This is a genomic window from Phyllobacterium sp. UNC302MFCol5.2 (assembly GCF_000686005.1).
GTDB lineage: Bacteria > Pseudomonadota > Alphaproteobacteria > Rhizobiales > Rhizobiaceae > Phyllobacterium > Phyllobacterium pellucidum.
Genome location: NZ_JMLL01000011.1, coordinates 585,243 through 605,239, shown reverse-complemented (window position 1 = coordinate 605,239; position 19,997 = coordinate 585,243). Strand labels below are relative to the sequence as shown.

16 protein-coding genes and 1 other RNA gene are annotated in these 19,997 nt (G+C 60.3%); 13 read left to right on the top strand and 4 right to left on the bottom strand.

Annotated features, from left to right (window positions below; all coding sequences use genetic code 11):
* Position 1 precedes the first annotated feature (1 nt).
* Positions 2–658 carry a class I SAM-dependent methyltransferase gene (locus tag BR48_RS0114235; protein ID WP_027231920.1) on the bottom strand — a complete coding sequence of 219 codons (657 nt, stop codon included), beginning with the start codon at positions 656–658 and terminating at the stop codon, positions 2–4.
* Positions 658–1,914, bottom strand: a complete 1,257-nt coding sequence (locus BR48_RS0114230; protein WP_051614979.1) for a DUF3419 family protein — start codon at positions 1,912–1,914, stop codon at positions 658–660. The genes BR48_RS0114235 and BR48_RS0114230 overlap by 1 nt, the downstream gene beginning before the upstream one ends.
* A 383-nt stretch (positions 1,915–2,297) precedes the next feature.
* Between BR48_RS0114230 and aroA the strand changes: the two genes are divergently transcribed.
* The gene (aroA, locus tag BR48_RS0114225; RefSeq protein ID WP_027231918.1) at positions 2,298–3,566 is read left to right on the top strand and encodes a 3-phosphoshikimate 1-carboxyvinyltransferase; all 1,269 of its coding nucleotides are present in this window, start codon (positions 2,298–2,300) and stop codon (positions 3,564–3,566) included.
* Positions 3,567–3,960: 394 nt separating this feature from the next.
* Here aroA and BR48_RS0114220 read toward each other — a convergent pair whose 3' ends face one another.
* Positions 3,961–4,473 carry a GNAT family N-acetyltransferase gene (locus BR48_RS0114220; protein WP_051614977.1) on the bottom strand — a complete coding sequence of 171 codons (513 nt, stop codon included), beginning with the start codon at positions 4,471–4,473 and terminating at the stop codon, positions 3,961–3,963.
* Positions 4,466–8,101 (bottom strand): hydantoinase B/oxoprolinase family protein, encoded by a 3,636-nt coding sequence (locus BR48_RS0114215; RefSeq protein WP_027231916.1) that lies wholly within the window; start codon positions 8,099–8,101, stop codon positions 4,466–4,468. Before BR48_RS0114215 ends, BR48_RS0114220 begins: the two co-directional genes overlap by 8 nt.
* A gap of 233 nt (positions 8,102–8,334) precedes the next feature.
* Between BR48_RS0114215 and BR48_RS25875 the strand changes: the two genes are divergently transcribed.
* The 12 genes from BR48_RS25875 to mraY all read left to right on the top strand — a co-directional run bounded on the left by BR48_RS25875 (position 8,335) and on the right by mraY (position 19,993).
* On the top strand, positions 8,335–8,745 hold the full coding sequence (locus tag BR48_RS25875) for a hypothetical protein (protein ID WP_139202489.1): 411 nt from the start codon (positions 8,335–8,337) through the stop codon (positions 8,743–8,745).
* A 127-nt stretch (positions 8,746–8,872) separates the two neighbouring features.
* A complete protein-coding gene (locus BR48_RS0114205; protein ID WP_027231915.1) occupies positions 8,873–9,592 on the top strand; it encodes a DnaJ family molecular chaperone in 720 nt (239 codons plus the stop codon).
* A complete protein-coding gene (locus tag BR48_RS0114200; protein ID WP_027231914.1) occupies positions 9,579–10,343 on the top strand; it encodes an N-acetylmuramoyl-L-alanine amidase in 765 nt (254 codons plus the stop codon). The genes BR48_RS0114205 and BR48_RS0114200 overlap by 14 nt, the downstream gene beginning before the upstream one ends.
* Positions 10,344–10,554: 211 nt before the next feature.
* Positions 10,555–11,319 (top strand): transglycosylase SLT domain-containing protein, encoded by a 765-nt coding sequence (locus tag BR48_RS26845; RefSeq protein WP_027231913.1) that lies wholly within the window; start codon positions 10,555–10,557, stop codon positions 11,317–11,319.
* A 97-nt stretch (positions 11,320–11,416) separates the two neighbouring features.
* An RNA gene (gene rnpB, locus BR48_RS25520) (RNase P RNA component class A) lies at positions 11,417–11,855 on the top strand.
* A gap of 377 nt (positions 11,856–12,232) precedes the next feature.
* A complete protein-coding gene (mraZ, locus tag BR48_RS0114190) occupies positions 12,233–12,691 on the top strand; it encodes a division/cell wall cluster transcriptional repressor MraZ (protein WP_027231912.1) in 459 nt (152 codons plus the stop codon).
* A complete protein-coding gene (gene rsmH / locus BR48_RS0114185) occupies positions 12,688–13,686 on the top strand; it encodes a 16S rRNA (cytosine(1402)-N(4))-methyltransferase RsmH (protein ID WP_027231911.1) in 999 nt (332 codons plus the stop codon). The genes mraZ and rsmH overlap by 4 nt, the downstream gene beginning before the upstream one ends.
* 3 nt (positions 13,687–13,689) lie before the next feature.
* Complete coding sequence (locus BR48_RS0114180) at positions 13,690–14,118, top strand: hypothetical protein (RefSeq protein ID WP_027231910.1); 429 nt, start codon at positions 13,690–13,692, stop codon at positions 14,116–14,118.
* Positions 14,119–14,120: 2 nt separating this feature from the next.
* Complete coding sequence (locus tag BR48_RS0114175) at positions 14,121–15,860, top strand: penicillin-binding protein 2 (protein ID WP_027231909.1); 1,740 nt, start codon at positions 14,121–14,123, stop codon at positions 15,858–15,860.
* A 119-nt stretch (positions 15,861–15,979) separates the two neighbouring features.
* Positions 15,980–17,449, top strand: coding sequence for a UDP-N-acetylmuramoyl-L-alanyl-D-glutamate--2,6-diaminopimelate ligase (locus BR48_RS0114170; RefSeq protein WP_027231908.1), 1,470 nt, complete (start codon positions 15,980–15,982; stop codon positions 17,447–17,449).
* The gene (locus BR48_RS0114165) at positions 17,446–18,879 is read left to right on the top strand and encodes a UDP-N-acetylmuramoylalanyl-D-glutamyl-2,6-diaminopimelate--D-alanyl-D-alanine ligase (RefSeq protein ID WP_027231907.1); all 1,434 of its coding nucleotides are present in this window, start codon (positions 17,446–17,448) and stop codon (positions 18,877–18,879) included. Before BR48_RS0114170 ends, BR48_RS0114165 begins: the two co-directional genes overlap by 4 nt.
* Before the next feature lie 31 nt (positions 18,880–18,910).
* Positions 18,911–19,993, top strand: coding sequence for a phospho-N-acetylmuramoyl-pentapeptide-transferase (gene mraY, locus BR48_RS0114160; protein WP_027231906.1), 1,083 nt, complete (start codon positions 18,911–18,913; stop codon positions 19,991–19,993).
* The last annotated feature ends 4 nt before the right edge of the window (positions 19,994–19,997 follow it).

Sequence of the window (19,997 nt, the reverse complement as noted above, 5' to 3'; positions counted from 1 at the left end):
GTCAGGCGTGACGGCGGATTACTGAAATCCAGGCAAAGCCGCTATATAGCCTATGGATTTCGGCCTGCGCATTGGCGGCCAGGGCAATCTCGCCTGCAACATCGAACAGGTCGTTGCGAGGCGTCACGTGGTACCATTCGAGCCATTTATAAAGCCCGCGCCGCGCGAAGGCAGGCAGATCGCGCAGATCGCCGAAATCGACAACATGCAGCGCGCCACCCGGCGTGAGATGGTTGATCGCTTCGCGCATCACCGCCTGCCATTGCGGGATCATCGATACGGCATAGGAGATGAAAATGCGGTCGAACTCGCGTCGCCCGAGGATCGCTTCAGGTTCGAACTTTGCCGCGTCGGCATAGGCGAGCGTGGCGCGATCACCAATTCCTGCCGCAGCAATCTTCTTGCGTGCCGTTGCCAGCATTTCATTGGAAATATCAATGCCGTAGAGCGAAGTCTTAGGATAAGCCCGCCCGGCAAGCACGAGGTTGCGGCCCGTACCGCAGCCGATCTCCAGGATGCTGCCACTCGTTGGCGGGGTGAGCCCGGCAAGCATCGGGTCGCGGCCAAGCAGGTAGTATTTGCGGGTAGCGTCATAGAAGTGACGCTGATGCCGGTACACCCGGTCCATCAGCGGGCCGTGTTCAATCTTGGCAAACATCAGGCGCGGTCCTTGCGAAGGTAGAGATGAAAGCCGCCATAGATCGACGAGCGATCGCGCTCATGCAGCGCGCGGGAAAGTTCTTCCTGATAGTCCCAGCTACCAAGCAACGTATCGTCGATGCGTCCGGGCAGGATCGTAGGCTCGGCCGCCGTGCGGAAGATGACGCGTGCGCCCGGCGCGGCAGTGCGGGTAATCTCCGCCCATAATTCATTGAGCTGGGTGTCGTTCATCCAGTCCTGCGCATCCAGAAGAATGAAGCGATCGACCGAGGCGTCGGGTTTTGCCGCGAGGAATTCGGTGAAGGAGGCATTGACGACGTTCATCCGGCTGGCGCGGTCGCGCACGGTGGCAAAATTGCTGCGGGAAAGGTAGGGCGGCAGCGGGCCGGTCTCGGCATTGTCGCTGTAGCCGCGGCCAAAGGCCTGCCAGGCAAAATAGTTTTCCGAGAGCGGAAAGCCGCAAGCGAGCTTTTCCAGCCTGCCGCGCAGCACCTGCGCCATGTTGCCGTCACCGGCGGTGGCGAGCGCATCATACTGCTGCGGAGGAATGCCGAGTCCAAAGAGCGACGACTTCCGCTTCGTCGCCCAGCGGATCATGCGCTTATCGAAGAGCGGGGCTAGGGCCGTATCGAAATAGGCGCGCTGCTCCTCCATGGTGGATGCCTTGAGCAGATCGCGCGGGTCGATGCCGTACAGCCTGGCAATTCGATGCCCCATGCCGATGAAGAGCCCGAGCAGCCCGTGCCGATAGAGGTCGCGTGAGAAGATGGTGATCCGACGCCGGCCGGAAAGCATGCGCTTTTCCCAATAGGCGCGGCTCGTCGCGTCGAGATGCGGCTGGATGAAACGCTCATAGGCAGCAAGGTTGGCCCTGTCGTCAGCCGTGCCATAGAAGCGGTAAAAGGCGTCGTAATTGGGCAGGCGGGCAACTGCTGCGAGCTTAAGCCGGTTGAAGGCGACATGAGCGGTGTTGAGGTCGACGGCTTCGACGCTGGCTGGATCGGCCGTCAGATAGGACATGGCGTTGCAGCCGCCAGACGCGATGGTGACAATCCGGTGGCGAGGCAGAATCTGCAGTGCCTCCATGTCCACTTCCGGGTCTTCCCAGATTTGCGGATAGACCAGCCCCTTGAAGACATGGGCGAAGAGGCGTTCCGAAAGGCCGGCTTTCGAAAGGAGCCTGTTTTGCCGGACCGCCTTGTTGAGCTTCTCGTTGCGCGGGGACAGTTCGTTGGATTGTCTAGCAAGCGGCATCTAATCGAATCCCCTTTATTGGAAATTCCTGCCCGCCTAGCATCCCGATGTAACAAATGGGTGACGCACGCCCTTATAGCGACTTGCCAAGTTGATTCAATTTAAGCGGGCAAGTAATTGAGCTTGCACGGCCAGGAAGTGTGACAGCCGTGCAAAGGCAATTTAACAAGTGCCGTCATTTCCGTGTTTTATCAACGTTTCGTTGACGCCGCTGCGCCAAGCCAGTTTCAGCGCAAATCCAGGCGCCCATGACGCCTAACAGGGCACGTAGACATCAGGATCGCGCTTGTCGGTGCGTGCCGACTGGCCTAAAGAAATTATATGCAAATTCACCGATTCGTGGCTGCCCGGTCGGCCCGCATTGTATCCGGAAGTGACGTAGAATGAGCCAGCGTTTGGTTGCCACGATTACTCCGCCCGGTCGCAGGCTGATCGGCCAGATTACTCCTCCTGGCTCGAAGTCGATCACAAACAGGGCTCTGCTGCTGGCGGCAATGGCGCCTGGCAATAGCCTTATCCGCGGCGCGCTGAAGAGCGACGACACACGCTATATGTCCGCGGCTATGCGCGACATGGGCGTGATGGTCAGCGAGCCTGACGAAACCAGTTTTGCATTGACCAGCAGCGGCCGCCTTTCTTCACCTGCGGTTCCGCTATTTCTAGGGAATGCCGGCACCGCTACCCGCTTTATCACGGCAGCGGCGGCGGTCGTGGACGGAACGGTCATCGTCGATGGCGACGATTATATGCGCCTCCGACCGATCGAACCGCTCGTTGTAGCGCTGCGCGCTGCGGGCATCGACATCTTCAGCCAAGCTGGCTATCCGCCAGTGACCGTGCGCGGCACTGGCCGCCTGAAAACCAGCCGGATCGAAATCGATGGCGCGCTATCGAGCCAATATGTCTCAGCTGTGCTGATGATCGCGCCGTTTGGCGAGGGGCCGATCGACATCATACTATCTGGCCCCGCTATCGGGGCGCGCGGCTATGTCGATCTGACACTTGCGGCAATGGAGAAGTTCGGCGCAATGGTGGAGCAGACATCAGATGCAAGTTGGCGCGTCCGGCCGACCGGCTATATCGCCACCGATTTCATAGTCGAACCTGATGCGTCTGCAGCTACTTATCTGTGGGCGGCGGAAGCGATCACGAATGGTTCAATTGACCTAGGCATGCCGGTGGAGGCATTCACCCAACCCGATGCCAGAGCAATGGCCACCATCCGACAGTTTCCGCGGTTGCCGGCTGTCATCAACGGCGCGCAGATGCAAGACGCGATACCTACGATCGCGGTCTTGGCGGCGTTCAACGAAACACCGGTGCGATTCAGCGGGCTATCCAATCTGCGCGTCAAGGAATGCGACCGCGTGTCGGCGCTAGCTGCGGGGCTCAACGCAATTCGCCCAGGCCTCGGCATTGAGGAGGGAGACGATCTGCTTGTCGCCTCGGACCCGGGTTTGCAGTCAAGCTTTTCCGAGGTCGACATCGATACCCATTCTGACCACCGCATCGCGATGAGCTTCGCGCTGGCCGGCCTCAAACTGCCAGGCATCAACATCCTTGATTCCGGCTGCGTGGCGAAAACCTATCCAGGTTACTGGAACGCCCTGCGTTCGCTAGGGGTCGCGGTCAAGGAAACGTCCCCCTCATAGTATCTTGGCGAGTATCGTTCAGGAGACCGGATTCTCGGGTATCTGGGCATCTGGACCGCCGGTGTCGAGCGCGCTTGGCTTTCGCGATGCCAGCGCGGCGTCGTCGACGTGTACCTTGAGTGAAAGCTTTTTGCAAAGGTGAACTCATTTCATCGGCGAGCGTCAGCCTCTGGCGGACATGCGCGAAATTCGTCGGCCGCATCAGTCTGCCAAGGACTCGCAGCGCCTTCGACCGTTATTTTGTTCGCGCCAAATGCCTCGATGATGAGGGGCGGGCAAGTAATTGAGCTTGCACGGCGAGGAAGTGTGACGGCCGTGCAAAAGGCAATTTAACAGGTGTCGTTCGTTTCGTGTTTTATCGACGTTTCGTTGCCGCCGCTGCGCCAAGCCAGTTTCAGCGTAAATCCAGGCGCAGGTGCTCGTCGTCATAGGACTTGCCGTCGTAGCGCAACGCATCCTTCTCAAAACCAAAAACGGTAAATCCGAGACCGAGATATATATTGCGCGCGGAGAGGTTGGTTGCCATGACCGTCGCATGAAGAACGTCGACATGCTGCCTCGCATGTTCGATCACGGCCGCAGTCAATCGTCTGCCCAAGTCATGACCTCGCCAGGCGGGATCGACGAAGACACCCCATAGCAGGCCTACGTGACGCTTCTTGGCTTTGGGACTGACGGCAAAGCCGGCAAGGCCAACGAGCTGGTCGCCGGCGAAGGCGCCAAACACCGCATTGGGCTGCGCCTCCAGCATCGAGCGTATTTCGGCGATGTCGCGGCCGCACTCTTCCTCATAGCTCGAACCGAATGCTTCGGGTGCAGTCTGCAGGCAATGCAGCCGCAGGGCCTGGAAACGCTCCGCATCGTCGCGGGTGAGGCGCCTGACCGCAATCTGCATCGGTTCAACCATCAGTCTTTCCATAACCGCCGGGAGTGGGCGTCGTGAGTATTACAGCTTCACCGGCGTCGAGAACGGTCTGGTCGCAAGCTTTGAGCGTTTCGGTTGTTCTATTGTTGCGACGCACTTGCGTCTTGCCTGTCTCGCCATCGCCCCCGCCGTCGAGGCCTTCGGGCGGCCGGCTGCGATGCGACGACAGGATGGCGCAATCCATCCGTTCGAGGAAACGGATCGTCCGCTGCGTGCCGTTGCCGCCCGGGAACGTCCCGGTGCCGCCGGAACCATCGCGGATATGAAAATCCTCGAGCAGGACCGGGAAGCGCATTTCGAGGATTTCGGGATCCGTGAGGCGTGAATTGGTCATGTGTGTATGGACGGCGGCGGTTCCGGCAAAGCCGGTGCCGTCGTTGAAATGGCCTGCGGGCGATCCCGAGCAGATCGTCTCGTAATATTGATAGCGCTCGTTGCCGAAGGTCAGATTATTCATCGTCCCTTGCGAATTCGCCATCGCGCCCAAGGCGCCAAACAGGGCGTTGGTGACATGCTGCGATGTTTCAACATTGCCGGCAACGACGGCCGCCGGGTAGGTGGGCTTCAGCATCGACCCATCTGGGATGATGATGTCGATAGGACGCAGACAGCCGGCATTCATCGGTATCGTGCCTTCGACCATGACACGGAATACGTAGAGCACTGCTGCGCGCGCCACAGGCTCCGGCGCATTGAAGTTGTTTTTCATGACCGGTGACGTGCCGGTAAAATCCACCTTTGCCCGGCGCTCGTTGCGATCGACGGTAATCTTCACCGCAATCGTCTGGCCGGTGTCGGTCTCGTAGCTGTATTCGGATTGCTCCGGCAGCCGGTCGAGCACTGCCCGCACACTCTCCGCCGCATTGTCCTGGACATGGCCCATATAGGCTTCGACCACGCCGAGCCCGAACTGGCCGATCATCTTTTTAAGCTCAGCAACGCCCTTTTCGTTAGCGGCGATCTGCGCCTTCAGGTCGGCGATGTTCTGATGGACATTGCGCACAGGGAAAGGGTGATCGGTGAGAAGCGCAGTCAGTTCCGGTTCACGAAAGCGGCCACGCTCGACGAGACGGAAATTGTCGATGAGAACACCTTCTTCATCGACGGTCGTCGCGAGCGGCGTCATCGATCCCGGCGCGGAACCGCCAATATCGGCATGATGGCCACGTGAGGCGGCGTAGAAGAGAATGTTTTTTCCCGCATCGTCGAAGACCGGTGTCACCACAGTAATATCCGGGAGGTGCGTGCCGCCATTATACGGCGCGTTCAGGGCAAAGACATCGCCCGGATGGATATCGCCGGCATTGAGCTTGATGATCGTCTCGACCGAGCGGTCCATGGAGCCGAGATGAACGGGCATGTGCGGTGCGTTGGCGACGAGGGCGCCGCTGCCGTCGAACACGGCGCAGGAAAAATCGAGACGTTCCTTGATGTTGACCGAATAGGCGGTGTTCTGCAGCGTCACGCCCATCTGTTCGGCGATCGACATGAAGAGATTGTTGAAAACCTCGAGCATGATCGGATCGGCTTCGGTGCCGAGCGCGGCCGTGCGAAGCTTCTTTTCGGCGCGGCGCATGAGGACATGGTTCAAGTCGGTGATCTGCGCGCGCCAGCCTGGCTCGACGACGATGGTCTGATGCGGCTCGATGATCAGGGCCGGACCCTTGATCTCATGCCCGGGCGCGAGGTTTTCGCGCCGGAACGCCGGAGCGTCGTGAAACGCACCGCCTGAGAAAATCCGGCATGTGTTTTCGTGCTGCGGTTCTGCCGCAACCGGGGCCTGCTTCTTTTCGACTTGCGTCTGCTCGCGGGAATCCATGCCCTCGACGCCGACGGCTTCGACCACGATGCCCTTATTGTCGTATATGAAGCCGAACTGGGCCTTGTGAGCAGCTTCGAAGGCAGCGCGCGCTCCATCAATCGCAAAGGCGCTGAAATCGATGGGGATCGTCGTATCGGTTCCGTCATAGCGCAGATGCACGATGGGACGCGCCGCAATTGCCTCGGCCGGAACACTCTGGCCTGCAAGTTCGGTCGTTACGGCAGCCGACAGGCGCGCAACGAGTTCGCGAATTTCCTTAAGGTTTTCAGAAGAAAGCGGTTTGACCAGCGCCTGTTGCCGTGACGCGAATATCGAGGAAAGGCCGATACCATAGGCTGAGAGCAGGCCGGAGAAGGGATGGATAAGCACCGCTTCCATGCCGAGCGCGTCGGCAACAAGGCAGGCATGTTGCCCGCCCGCGCCGCCGAAGCAATTCAGGAGATAGCCGGTGACGTCGTAGCCGCGCTGCACCGATATCTTCTTGATCGCATTCGCCATATTCTCGACTGCGATCGTCACGAAACCTTCGGCAACCTCTTCCGGCGTCTTGCCGTCGCCGATTTCTGCCGCAAGCTGCGCAAATTTTCTCGCAACGATCTCAGCATCGAGCCGCTTGTCTTGATCAGGACCGAAGATCGCCGGAAAATATTCGGGCCGCAGCTTGCCGAGCATGACATTGGCGTCCGTAACCGCAAGCGGCCCACCGCGCCGGTAGCAGGCGGGGCCTGGATTGGCACCGGCTGAATCGGGACCGGCCTGGAAGCGCCCCGCGCTGTAGTGCAAAATGGAACCGCCGCCTGCGGCGACCGTATGAATGCGCATCATCGGCGCGCGGATGCGCACGCCGGCGACTTCCGTATCGAAGGCGCGCTCATAATCCCCATCGTAGTGGGCGACATCGGTGCTGGTACCGCCCATGTCGAAGCCGATCACCCGGTCGAACCCCGCAAGCCGTGCCGTCTCGACCATGCCGACGACGCCGCCCGCAGGACCGGACAAAATGGCGTCCTTGCCCTGGAAGAGATCGGCTGCCGTCAGCCCGCCTGACGACATCATGAAGGAGAGGCGCGGCCCCTGTTCCGCCCCGTCGCCCGCGCCAAGCTCACCGGCAACCCGATCAACGTAGCGGCGCAGGATTGGAGACAGATAGGCGTCGACAACGGTGGTGTCGCCACGCCCGACGAGCTTGGCGAGCGGCGAAACTTCATGGCTGACCGACACCTGTCCGAACCCGAGGTCCCGCGCCACCCGGGCTGCAAGCTGTTCGTGTGCCGGATAGTTCCAGGCATGCATGAAGACGATGGCGACGGCATCGATCCCATCCGCTTTGGCCTCGCTCAACAAGTCGCGTATCTGCGCGGCATCCGGCGCAACTTCCACTGTGCCGTCCGTTCGCACCCGCTCATCGATTTCGACCACGCGCTCGTAGAGCTGTTCGGGAAGAATGATCTCCTTCGCAAAGATGTCGGGCCGCGCCTGGTAGGCAATCCTCAGGGCATCGCGGAAACCGCGTGTTATGACGAGCAAGGTCCGGTCGCCCATGCGCTCAAGCAGCGCATTGGTTGCGACAGTCGTCCCCATCTTCACCTCGCCGATACGCTCGGACGGTATGTGATCGCCTGGCTCGACGCCGAGGAGTTCGCGAATGCCCTGGATGGCTGCGTCCTTATAGGCTTCGGGATTCTCCGAGAGGAGCTTATGGGCATGAAGCTGCCCAGCCGGATCGCGCGCAATCACATCGGTGAACGTGCCACCGCGATCGATCCAGAAATCCCATCTGTCCTTCACGGGCAGCCTCCGTCTTCAGGTGATTCGGCGGCGCGGAAAAAACCTCGCACATGCCCCAAGTGAGAATAAGCCAAACGGCAACAAGCGCAATCATGGAAGATTCTACGTTAAGATTCGCGCGAAACCGTTGATATCCACGGGAAAATTAACTGAATGCGCAAACAAACCGCCGCCAGCCGCCAATTCGTTTTAAGCTAAGGCGAGGGGCCAGTTTTAGCGATGGAGAGGAAACGATGAAGAACAGACTTTTTGTGGCGATGGCGACAGCCTCACTTCTTGTGCTTGCCGGTTGCGGCGAGAGCGAACAGAAATCGGAACAGGCTCCGGCTAAAACCGAAGCGCCAGCTCCGGCTCCCGCCCCGGCACCAGCGCCTGCGCCTGCTGCCCCGGCGGCAACCGAGACGCCCGCGGCTCCCGCAGCCCCTGCCGCGACACCCGCAACGCCGATGAATGCTCAAGACACCTTGAACAAGCTGAAAGAGCAGGCAGCGACGATGACGCCTGAGCAGAAGCAGTCAGCGGTAGCGACGGCGCGCAAGGCTGCGGAAGACGCTGCCAAATCGGCTGGCCAGACCGACGACCAGGCCAAGGTTGCTGCCGACGAGGCAGAGAAGGCCATCAAGGACGCGCTCGGCATGCAATAGCGCTTGCCGTTCGGCCGGGCGCTCCGCCGTCCGGCCGAACGTGGTGCGCGCCATGCGGCAACGCGTCCACCGCCGCGACATTGATATGGCTCTCGCATTTGCGAATGAATTTGAATAAAACGAAGTCATGTCGATTTGGCGCCGCATCAGCGATTTCATTACCAGCACTGCGATCGATGCATTCTCGAGCATCATCGAAGCCGTCCGAACCACGTTTGAGGGCGATCCGGAGACGCGCCGGCGCGTGGCTTTCTCCATTGCCATGATTGCGCTTTCGGCGAAGATGGCGAAGGCTGACGGTATCGTGACGCAGGCCGAGGTGAACGCGTTTCACGAGATATTCCACGTCCCGCCGCAGTATCAGGAGCAGGTTACAAGCCTTTACAATCTCGCAAAGCAGGACGTAGCCGGCTATGAGGCCTATGCGACGCAATTGTCCGGGCTTTGCGGCACCGGCAAGCCCAATTGCAAGATGCTCGAAGACATTCTGGATGGGCTCTTTCACATCGCCAAGGCTGACGGCGCCCTGCATGACAAGGAACTTGTTTTCCTCGGAACCGTGGCTGAAATCTTTCAGCTCGACGAGGAACAGTTCGACCGGATACTCGCGCGCCATGTGGGTGTTGGCCAAACGGATCCCTACAGGGTCCTCGGCCTTTCACACGGCGTCAGTTTCGAAGAGGCCCGCAAGCAGTACCGCGCGCTGGTGCGTGAGAACCACCCGGACGTTCTGATCGCTCGTGGCGTGCCGGAAGAATTCATCGCCATCGCCAACCAGCGCATCGCAGCGATCAATGCCGCCTGGGACCGGGTTGAAAAAGACCTGAAGGCGTATGAGCGGGTTTAAGCCGGACCACCTTTCCGCCGACGTCCATGTCTCGCCAAATTTCGGGCCGCGCAAGGATGGCAAGCGACCGTCATATCTCATATTGCACTATACCGGCATGGAGACCGGCGAGGCCGCCCAGAACTGGCTCGCCAATCCCCAAAGCGAAGTCTCCGCGCACTACGTCGTTCATGAGGATGGGCGGATCGTGCAGATGGTGCCCGAGAGCGAACGGGCCTGGCATGCAGGCCAGAGCTTCTGGAAGGGCGAGACAGACATCAACTCCTGCTCCGTCGGTATCGAGATCGTGAATGGCGGTCCGCTTCTCGGCTTTCCCGATTTCGAACCCGTTCAGATCGATGCCGTCATAGACCTTTGCAAGGGCATTGTATCCCGCCATGGCATCCGGCCCGAAGCGGTGCTTGCCCATTCCGACATCGCTCCGGCGCGCAAGATCGATCCCGGCGAGAAGTTTCCCTGGACTGTCCTTTACGATGCCGGCGTCGGTCACTGGGTGAAAGCGTCGCCGATCAGAGGCGGGCGTTTCTTCACGCTCGGCGATCAGGGCCAGCCGGTCGAGGCGCTGCAGTCGATGCTGGCACTTTACGGCTATGGCGTCCCTATCGACGGGGTCTTCGGAAACGCGACACAATTGGGCATTTTAGCGTTCCAGCGCCATTTTCGCGCCGAAAAGGTCGATGGAGTCGCCGACATGTCAACTATTGAGACCCTGCATCGACTACTTTATTCGCTGCCTGCTCTCTCTGCGTAAGCGTTTGAACCAAAAAACCTTTTCCGGCTCGTTTTGTGCAATGCAACCTATATATATCAATGGGTTACATTTTGTTATTTGGCCGATCAATATTCGGCTGCATTGGACCGTCAAATCCTTGGCCAGTGTTCCGGCTCTGCCCTTTTGATTTTTGGCACGGAACGATCCCGGTGTGCACATTCGTGTCGCCCAAGCTTCTAGACGGAAAACGATGAACAAAAAATTTGGTATGATTCTCGCCCTTTTCGGGGCGATGGCCCTCTATGGCTCAAATTCAGCACTCAGCAGCCCGGCAGAGCCGAACAGTATCGCTGATTACATCAAGTTGAAGCGGGAACGGGAAGCCCAGGCAAAGGCCAAGGCAGCTCCGGCCGCAAAAATCACCCAGTCGAAGGAAAAGGGTAAACGCGTCGCCAAGGCGCCGGCAACGAAAAAGGCAGCTGCCAAGCAGCAGCGCGTCAGCAAGAAATCCGCCTCGCACAAGCGGCCGGTCGTTCAGGCCAAGGCCCGCATCAAGACCACTGTCGTCAACGAGACCATTGCCAGCGTCGATACGATGACGACGGGGAGCATCGCCTCCGCCGGCGCTTCGGCGATCGGCGGGACCAAGTATTCGACGATCATCAATTCCTACGCCGCCTCCTACGGCGTACCGGTCGCGCTTGCCAATGCCGTCATTCGCGTTGAAAGCAATTACCAGCCGAACATGACCGGCAGCGCCGGCGAAATCGGCCTGATGCAGATCAAGTATGAGACGGCCCGCGGCCTCGGCTATACCGGCACGCGCCAGGCGCTCTACAACCCGGAGGAAAATATCCGCTGGGGGATGAAGTATCTTGCCGGTGCCCATAAGCTCGGCAACGGCACCACCTGCGGGACGATCCTGCGCTACAATGCCGGTCATGGCGCGACGCGCATGAACCCGGTTTCGGCCAATTACTGCGCCAAGGTGAAGCTGGAGATGGCATCCAACTAGGCTTTGGGTGTAATCACCGCATGATTTGAAAGGCCGGGCCGGACGCCCGGCCTTTTTTCGTTTGCGTTTTTCGCGCGAAACGCCTTTATACGCGTCGCCAGCTGGCTGGGCAGCCGCGCATGTCAAAAGCCGAAAGGCGGCATGTGAGGAAAGTCCGGGCTCCAGGGAAACACGGTGCCGGATAACGTCCGGCGGGGGCGACCCCAGGGAAAGTGCCACAGAAAGGAAACCGCCCCGCCTGTATTTCGGCTGCGACCGCGCAACGCTGGTCCGAGCCCAAATACTGGCGGGGTAAGGGTGAAAGGGTGGGGTAAGAGCCCACCGCGCAACTGGTAACAGGGGCGGCATGGCAAACCCCACCGGGAGCAAAACCGAATAGGGACGGCGTGCCGGGCGCAAGCCTGGCGATCAGTTTCCGGGTCAGTCGTCCGGGTGGGTTGCAGGAGGCGGGCGGCAACGTCCGTCCAAGATGAATGGCTGCCGCGTCGGGCGCGAGCCCGGCCATACAGAACCCGGCTTACAGGCCAGCTGGCACTTCAATTTCCACGGGATGATCGATCACTGTGAAGCCGCTCGGCGAGCGACTTCGCAGTGGTGCGAACACGTGAATGTGGCCTTTCCTAACGCTTCATTAAGCTTAATGAGCGATAAATTTCAGAATCGCCGGTAGTGCGCCGAATTGACGGCTCATTCCCTATCAGTGTCCGCTGGTCCCATTGACGCCCATAGTGCCCCATGATACCGATTGACTTCATCAGTAGCGTTCATTCGACACGGTGTCCCCCGCATTACGAACACGCATGCCAGGGCTGGCCATGGGCTGACCATGCCGATGTCTTGTCCGAACCATCGGAAGTTAGAACCATTGGCACCCCGAGAAATGCGGACGGGGCGGAAACGGCGGTGTTACGTCTTGAACCGGTTCCTCGGAAATATAACGAACAAGATCGACGCCAAGGGGCGGGTCTCGGTGCCGGCGCACTTCCGTTCGATTATCCAGAAGGCCGGTCACGCAGAGCTCTATGCACTGCGTTCTCTGCATCTGCCTGCCCTCGATGTGGGCGCGCCGGAGCTTCTGAGCCGGTTCGACAAGCGTCTGGAGAGCGAGGATCCTTTCGCGGAGACGGCGGACGACATGTCCTTCTACCTGCACGCCGACGGCGGCTTTCTGAAGCTCGACGGGGAGGGGCGGATTACGATCACGGATTTCATCCGGGAGCATACGGGCGTCTCGTCGGATGTGACCTTTGCGGGCGCCAACACCCACTTTCAGATGTGGCATCCGGATCGTTTCGAAGCGCATCGCACAACGGTGCGCGAACGCCTCGCGGAAAAGCGCCAACTCGAGACCTTGAACGGGGGCAGTCGATGACGGCATCCGACGACCGGCACATTCCCGTCCTGCTCGACGAAGTCATCACGGCGTTGCAGCCGCAGCCGGGCGAATTGATTATCGACGGCACGTTTGGCGCGGGCGGCTATACGCGCCGCATTCTCGAAACAGGCGCGTCGGTTACGGCGATCGATCGCGATCCCTCCGCGATCGAGGCAGGCCGCGCCATGGAGAAGGAATTTGCCGGGCGTCTCACGCTTGTCCAGGGCACGTTCTCGACGCTCGATCAGGTTGCCTTGCTGGCCGGCGCGCCCGATGGTGTCGTTCTCGATATCGGCGTCTCCTCCATGCAGATCGACGAAGCGGAGCGCGGTTTTTCCTTCCAGAAGGACGGGCCGCTCGACATGCGCATGTCAAGTTCCGGACCAAGCGCCGCCGATGTCGTCAATCGTCTGAAAGCGGGCGACCTTGCGCGCATCTTCAATTTCCTTGGCGAGGAGCGCCATGCCGGACGTATTGCGCGCATGATCGAAAAGCGCCGCGCGAGCGAGCCGTTCATCCGCACCCGCGATCTCGCCAATGCGATCGAAGCGCTGGTCGGGCGCAATCCGAAGGTGCCGATCCATCCGGCGACGCGCGTGTTCCAGGCGCTGCGCATCTTCGTCAATGACGAGCTGGGCGAGCTCGTGCGCGCGCTCCACGCGGCCGAAAGAGTGCTGAAGCCGAGCGGGCGACTTGTCGTTGTCACGTTTCATTCGCTGGAAGACCGTATCGTCAAGCGATTCTTCGCCGATCGTTCGGCAAGTGGCGGCGGATCGAGGCATCTGCCGCAGGTCGAACAGCGGCTGGCAAGCTTCACGCCGATCGGCAAGGGCATTGTTGCGCCGAGTGAGGCTGAGGCCGAGCGCAATCCGCGCGCCCGGTCCGCAAAGCTGCGTGGCGGAGTCCGCACAACCAATCCACCGCTTGCCGAGGACCATTCCATTTACGGCCTGCCCAACCTGCCCGCATTCCAAGATAAGGCGAGGAACTGATCCGTGCTGCGCACCTTCGATATCATATTGATAGGACTGATGATCGCGGCGGCCGCCGTGACCTACAAGATAAAGCATGATGCGGAAAAGCAGATGGCGCAGGTCAGCAAGCTCGAACGCATGATTGCCGACGAGCGCGATACGATCGACCTGCTCAAGGCCGACTGGAGCCTGCTCACCCAGCCCAATCGCCTGCAGAAGCTGGTGGAGACCTTCCAGGGCCAGCTCGACCTGCAGCAGATGGAAGCGCAGCAGATCGTCAACATCGACGAGCTGCCGCAGCCAAAGCCGGCATCGGACGGGCTTGATGATGTCGCGAACATCATCACCGAGGCGAATGCGGGCAATACGATAAAGACGGACGCGACGCTGACCGGCAGCGTCAAGAAAAGCAGCGCAGCCGTTCCAGGCGCAAAGCCGAAGGGGCATTGATGATGGCAGCGCTGTGGATCAAACGGAAAAAGAACCTTCTCGAAACGGGCGCTTCGCCGGCCTTCGCGCTTGACGCGAAAAAGAAGAAATCCGGCAATCGTGCACGCAATCGCGTTGTCATGGCCATTGCCGGTTTCATGGGCATATACGGCATTATCAGCGGCCGCCTGATCTATTACGGCATGCAGGAAGATACGACCGGTTATAATGGACCGACTGGCGCCGTGCTTGCCTCGCGTCCCGATATTCTCGACCGCAATGGCGAGGTGCTGGCGACCGACATCAAGACCGCGTCCCTCTACGCCGAGCCGCGCAAGATCATCGATCCCGACGAGGCGATCGAACTTCTATCGACCGTGCTGCCGGATTTGAACTTCGAGCAGACCTATAACCGTCTGAAGAGCAATGCGGGCTTCGCCTGGCTGAAGCGCGGTTTGACGCCGCAGCAGAAGAGCCAGATCATGGCGCTCGGCATCCCCGGCATTGGCTTCAGGACCGAGAAATCACGCTTCTACCCGGGCGGGCCGACCGCGTCGCATATTCTCGGCCTCGTCAATATCGACAATCAGGGCATTGCCGGTATGGAGAAATACATCGATGAGCAGGGTCTTTCGGACCTGCGCGATGTCGGCCTTGCGGACAGCCGTTCGCTCGAGCCGGTAAAGCTGTCGATCGATCTTCGCGTCCAGCACGTCGTCCGCGATGTCGTCGTCAATGCGATGCAGCGCTACCGCGCCATTGCCGCGGGCGCCGTCGTCCTTAATGTTCATACGGGCGAAGTCCTGGCGATGGCCTCTGCTCCGGATTTCGATCCGAACAATCCGTTCAACGCGCTCGACAAGGACAGGCTCAACCGCATGTCCGCCGGCACGTTCGAAATGGGCTCGACGATCAAAAGCTTCACGACCGCGATGGCGCTCGATTCCGGTAAGGTCAATATCAACAGCACCTTCGACGCCAGCCGCCCGATCACGATCGGCCACCAGACCATTCGCGACTTTCACGGCAAGCACCGCGTGCTGACCCTGCCTGAAGTCTTCATCTACTCGTCTAACATCGGTTCGGCAAAGGAAGCCGACGTCGTCGGCATCGAGGGGCACAGGGCGTTTCTGCATCGTCTCGGTCTGCTCGACCGCATGCAGACCGAGTTGCCGGAAGTAGCGCGCCCGATGGAACCGAAAGTCTGGAAGAAGGTTCACTCGATCACCATCGCGTTCGGTCACGGCATGGCGACAACACCGTTGCAGACGGCCGTCGGCGCCGCAGCCCTGATGAACGGCGGCAAACTGATCGAGCCGACATTCCTGCCGCGCACAGAGGAGGAAGCCACCAAGGTTGCCAAGCAGGTCGTCAGCGAGAAGACGAGCGAGGACATGCGCTATCTCTATCGCCTGAACAGCGAGAAGGGCTCCGGCGGTTCAGGCGCGCGGGCGAATGTTCCGGGCTATCGCGTCGGCGGCAAAACCGGAACGGCGGAAAAAGTCGTCAACGGCCGCTATTCGAGTGATGTCAGGTTCAATGCGTTTGTGGCGGCGTTCCCGATCGACAAGCCTGAATATGTGGTGTTGACCATCATCGACGAGCCGAAGCCAGAAGAAGGCAAGGTTGCGGCAACTGCCGGCTTGAACGCGGCGCCGATGGTTGCGGACATTATTCGCCGTTCGGCATCGTTCCTCGGCGTCAAGCCGGATTTCAAGGAAGAGAACATGGCAGCGCCAACGATGGTGTCGTTCGATGAATAGCCACAGCTTCGCTCGCGAATGCCCCAGAAACGACTCAAAACGATGCGTTTTGCGAGCAGAATCGGTGATTCTTGACCTTATGAGATGAAAAGTTTTTGAAAATGGGTTCCACTGCGGCCATGCAACTTAAAGATCTGAACGGAATTCCTGAAATCGCTATCTCCGAACTCGGCGATAAGACGATAACCGGATTGACGTCGGATTCGCGCAAAGTGGAACGCGGTTTTCTGTTTGCCGCGCTGAAAGGCTCCAAAGCCGATGGCGCAACCTATGCGGCGGACGCGGCGTCGCGCGGGGCCGCGATCATTGTTACCTCCAAGGGTGCGAAGCTTGGCAAGATTGCCGTTCCGATCGTTTATGTCGACGATCCACGCCGCACGCTCGCGCTTGCTGCGGCAAGCTTTTACAAGCTTCAACCGGATGTGATGGTGGCGATCACCGGCACGAGCGGCAAGACGTCGGTCGCATCCTTCACCCGCCAGATCTGGGCGCAGGCGGGCTTTGCCTCCGCCAGCATCGGCACCACCGGTGTCGTATCGCCCAAGCGCGACGATTATGGTTCGCTGACGACGCCCGACCCGGTCGAACTCCACAAGCTGCTCAGCGAGCTCGTCGATGAGGGCGTTACCCATGCCGCCATGGAGGCATCCTCGCATGGTCTCGACCAGCGCCGCCTCGACGGCGTGCGTCTCTCGGCCGGCGCCTTCACCAATCTCGGCCGCGACCACATGGACTACCATGCGACGGTCGAGGAATATCACGCCGCCAAGCTGCGGCTCTTCACGGAACTGCTGCCGAAGGGTGCGCCGGCGGTCATTTTTGCCGATGACGCCTTTTCCAAGCCGACGATCGCTGCTGCCACTGACGCTGGCTGCAAGGTGCTCACCGTCGGCCGCAAAGGCGATTTCATCACCTTGAAACGCGTCGAGCACGAGCGCTTCCGCCAACACGTCGAGATGCACATCGCCGGGGAAATCTTCGAGATTACCCTGCCGCTCGCCGGCGACTTCCAGGTGGCGAACGGCCTTGTCGCGGCGGGCCTTGCTATTGCCACCGGCGTTCCGCCCGCAGCGGCCGTGCGCGGCCTCGAGCGCCTAAAGGGCGCGCCGGGGCGGCTCGACCTCGTCGGTGCGACAGAGGAGGGTGCGCCCGCCTATGTCGATTACGCCCACAAGCCCGACGCGTTGGAAAACGTCCTCGCGTCGGTGCGTCCGTTCACGACCGGCCGCGTCATCGTCGTCTTTGGCTGCGGCGGCGACCGCGACAAAGGCAAGCGCCCGATGATGGGCGAGATCGCGACGCGCCTCGCCGACGTGGTCATCGTCACCGACGACAATCCGCGTTCAGAAGTGCCCGCCACTATTCGCGCCGAAATCCTTGCGGCAGCGCCGGGCGCCATAGAAATCGCCGACCGCCGCGAAGCGATCCGCCATGCGGTTTCGATGATGAAATCCGGCGACACGCTGATCGTGGCCGGCAAGGGCCATGAAGAAGGCCAGACAGTCGGCGATGTCGTTCTGCCGTTCTCCGATCATGCAGAAGTCGGCTCGGCGCTGAAAGACCGTCTGGCACGGGAGAGCGGCGCATGAGCCTGCTCTGGACCTCCGATGCCATGATCGAAGCGATGAACGGGCGGCCCGTCGGCAAGTTGCCAGAGGGCATCACCGGCATTTCCATCGATACCCGTAGCCTGAAGCAGGGCGAGGCATTCTTCGCCATCAAGGGTGACGCGCTCGACGGACACGATTTCGCCACCGCAGCGGTCGCTGCGGGCGCGGCGCTGCTTGTCGTTGCGGAAGCGAAACTGCCGGCGCTCGGCAAATTGAAGGCGCCGATGATCGTCGTCGATGACGTGCTCGCGGCCATGACCCGGCTCGGCATTGCTTCACGCGCGCGCTCTAATGCGCAGATTATCGCGGTGACCGGTTCGGTTGGAAAGACTACGACCAAGGAAGCGCTGCGGCATGTGCTTGCCACCAGCGGGAAGGTTCATGCCTCGGCGGCGTCCTTCAACAACCACTGGGGTGTACCGCTGACGCTTGCCCGCATGCCGGCCGATACCGATTACGGTGTGTTCGAGATCGGCATGAACCATCCCGACGAAATCCGCCCGCTGGTCAAGATGGTGCGCCCGCACGTCGCGCTGATCACGCTCATTGCGGCGGCGCATCTCGGTCATTTCAAGAATCTTCAGGAGATCGCAGCCGCCAAGGCGGAGATTTTCGAAGGCGTCGTTCCCGGCGGCTACGCGCTTCTCAACCGAGACGACAAGCATTTCAAACTGCTCGAGAAAATGGCGAAGGATGCGGGCGTCGAGCACATCAAGACCTTTGGTGAGAACGCCCGCGCAGATTACAGACTGATCAAATTGAAACTCCTTGGCGATTGTTCCTGCATGACAGCGCGGCTCGCCGGCGAGGAAGCCGTGGTCAAGATCGGAGCGCCCGGCCGACATATTGTGCAGAACGTTCTTGGCGTCCTCGGCGCGGCGCATCTTGCCGGTGCAGACATGGCCCAGGCGACGCTTGCTCTTGCCTCGCTGCGCCCGGAAAGCGGGCGCGGGGCGCGCCATACGCTGGAAGTTGCAAAGGGTACGTTCACGCTGATCGACGAGAGCTACAATGCCAACCCGGCGTCCATGCGCGCCGCGATCGAACTGCTTGCGGCGGCAACGCCGACTGGACGCGGGCGGCGCATCGCGGTGCTCGGCGACATGCTCGAACTCGGCAAGCAGGCGCCGAAACTTCATGCGGAACTCGCTTCAGTGATTGCCGACAACCATATCAACATGGTTTTTCTCGGCGGTCCTGAAATGGCGGCGCTCAAGGCGGCCATGCCGGTTGAATTTCATGCCGAATACAGGCAGAGCGTAGAGGAACTGCAACCGCAATTGCTGAAGACGATCCGGGCTGGTGACGTGATCATGATCAAGTCATCCAAGGGGACGGGATTCTCCCAGATCGTTAAAACGCTCTTGCAGAAATACAATTCCATCGAGCCTGCCGGTCCAGCCGAGTAAGCTGCGGGGATGGGGAAAGGGCTCTAGCCACATGCTTTATTATCTCGCCGGTCTGGCGGAACATATCCAGGCGCTGAACGTGTTCCGCTATATTACGTTTCGGACCGGCGGTGCGCTGATTACCTCGGCGCTCATCGTTTTTCTGTTCGGACCCCGCATCATCGACTCGCTGCGCATCAGGCAGGGCCGCGGCCAGCCGATCCGCGCCGACGGCCCGCAGACACACTTCAAGAAGGCCGGCACGCCCACCATGGGCGGCCTCATGATCATGACCGGGATTCTCCTGTCGTCGCTGCTCTGGGCCAACTGGTCGAATGTCTATGTGTGGATTGTTTTGCTCGTCGCGCTGTGCTTCGGCGCCATCGGCTTCTACGACGATTACCTCAAGGTCAGCAAACAATCGTTCAAGGGGTTTTCGGCCCGCGGGCGTCTCGGCATCGAGTTCCTGATCGCGGGGCTGGCCGGTCTCGGCATCATGTGGGCGGGACAGGAACCGTTTTCGTCGTCGCTGACCTTCCCCTTTGCCAAGCAGTTTATCATCAATCTCGGCATCTTCTTCATCCCGTTTGCTGCCTTTGTGATGGTCGGCGCGGGTAACGCCGTCAATTTCACCGATGGTCTCGATGGTCTTGCAACCGTCCCGGTAATGATCGCAGCAGCTTCCTTCGGCGTCATTGCGTACCTTTCCGGTAACGCGATTTTCGCCGACTATCTGCAAATTCACTTCGTGCCCGGCACCGGCGAGCTCGCCGTCGTCCTTGGCTCCGTCATCGGCGCGGGCCTTGGGTTCCTCTGGTTCAACGCGCCTCCCGCCGCCATCTTCATGGGCGACACCGGCTCGCTGGCGCTTGGCGGTCTCATCGGGGCTGTTGCCGTCGCAACCAAGCACGAGATCGTTCTTGCCATCATCGGTGGCGTCTTCGTCATGGAAGCCATGTCCGTGATCATCCAGGTGGCGTCGTTCAAGATGACCGGCAAGCGCGTTTTCTTGATGGCGCCGATCCACCATCATTTCGAAAAGAAGGGCTGGACCGAGAGCCAGGTCGTGATCCGCTTCTGGATCATCGCCGTCATTCTCGCGCTGATCGGCCTTTCGACGCTCAAGCTCCGGTAGGCCG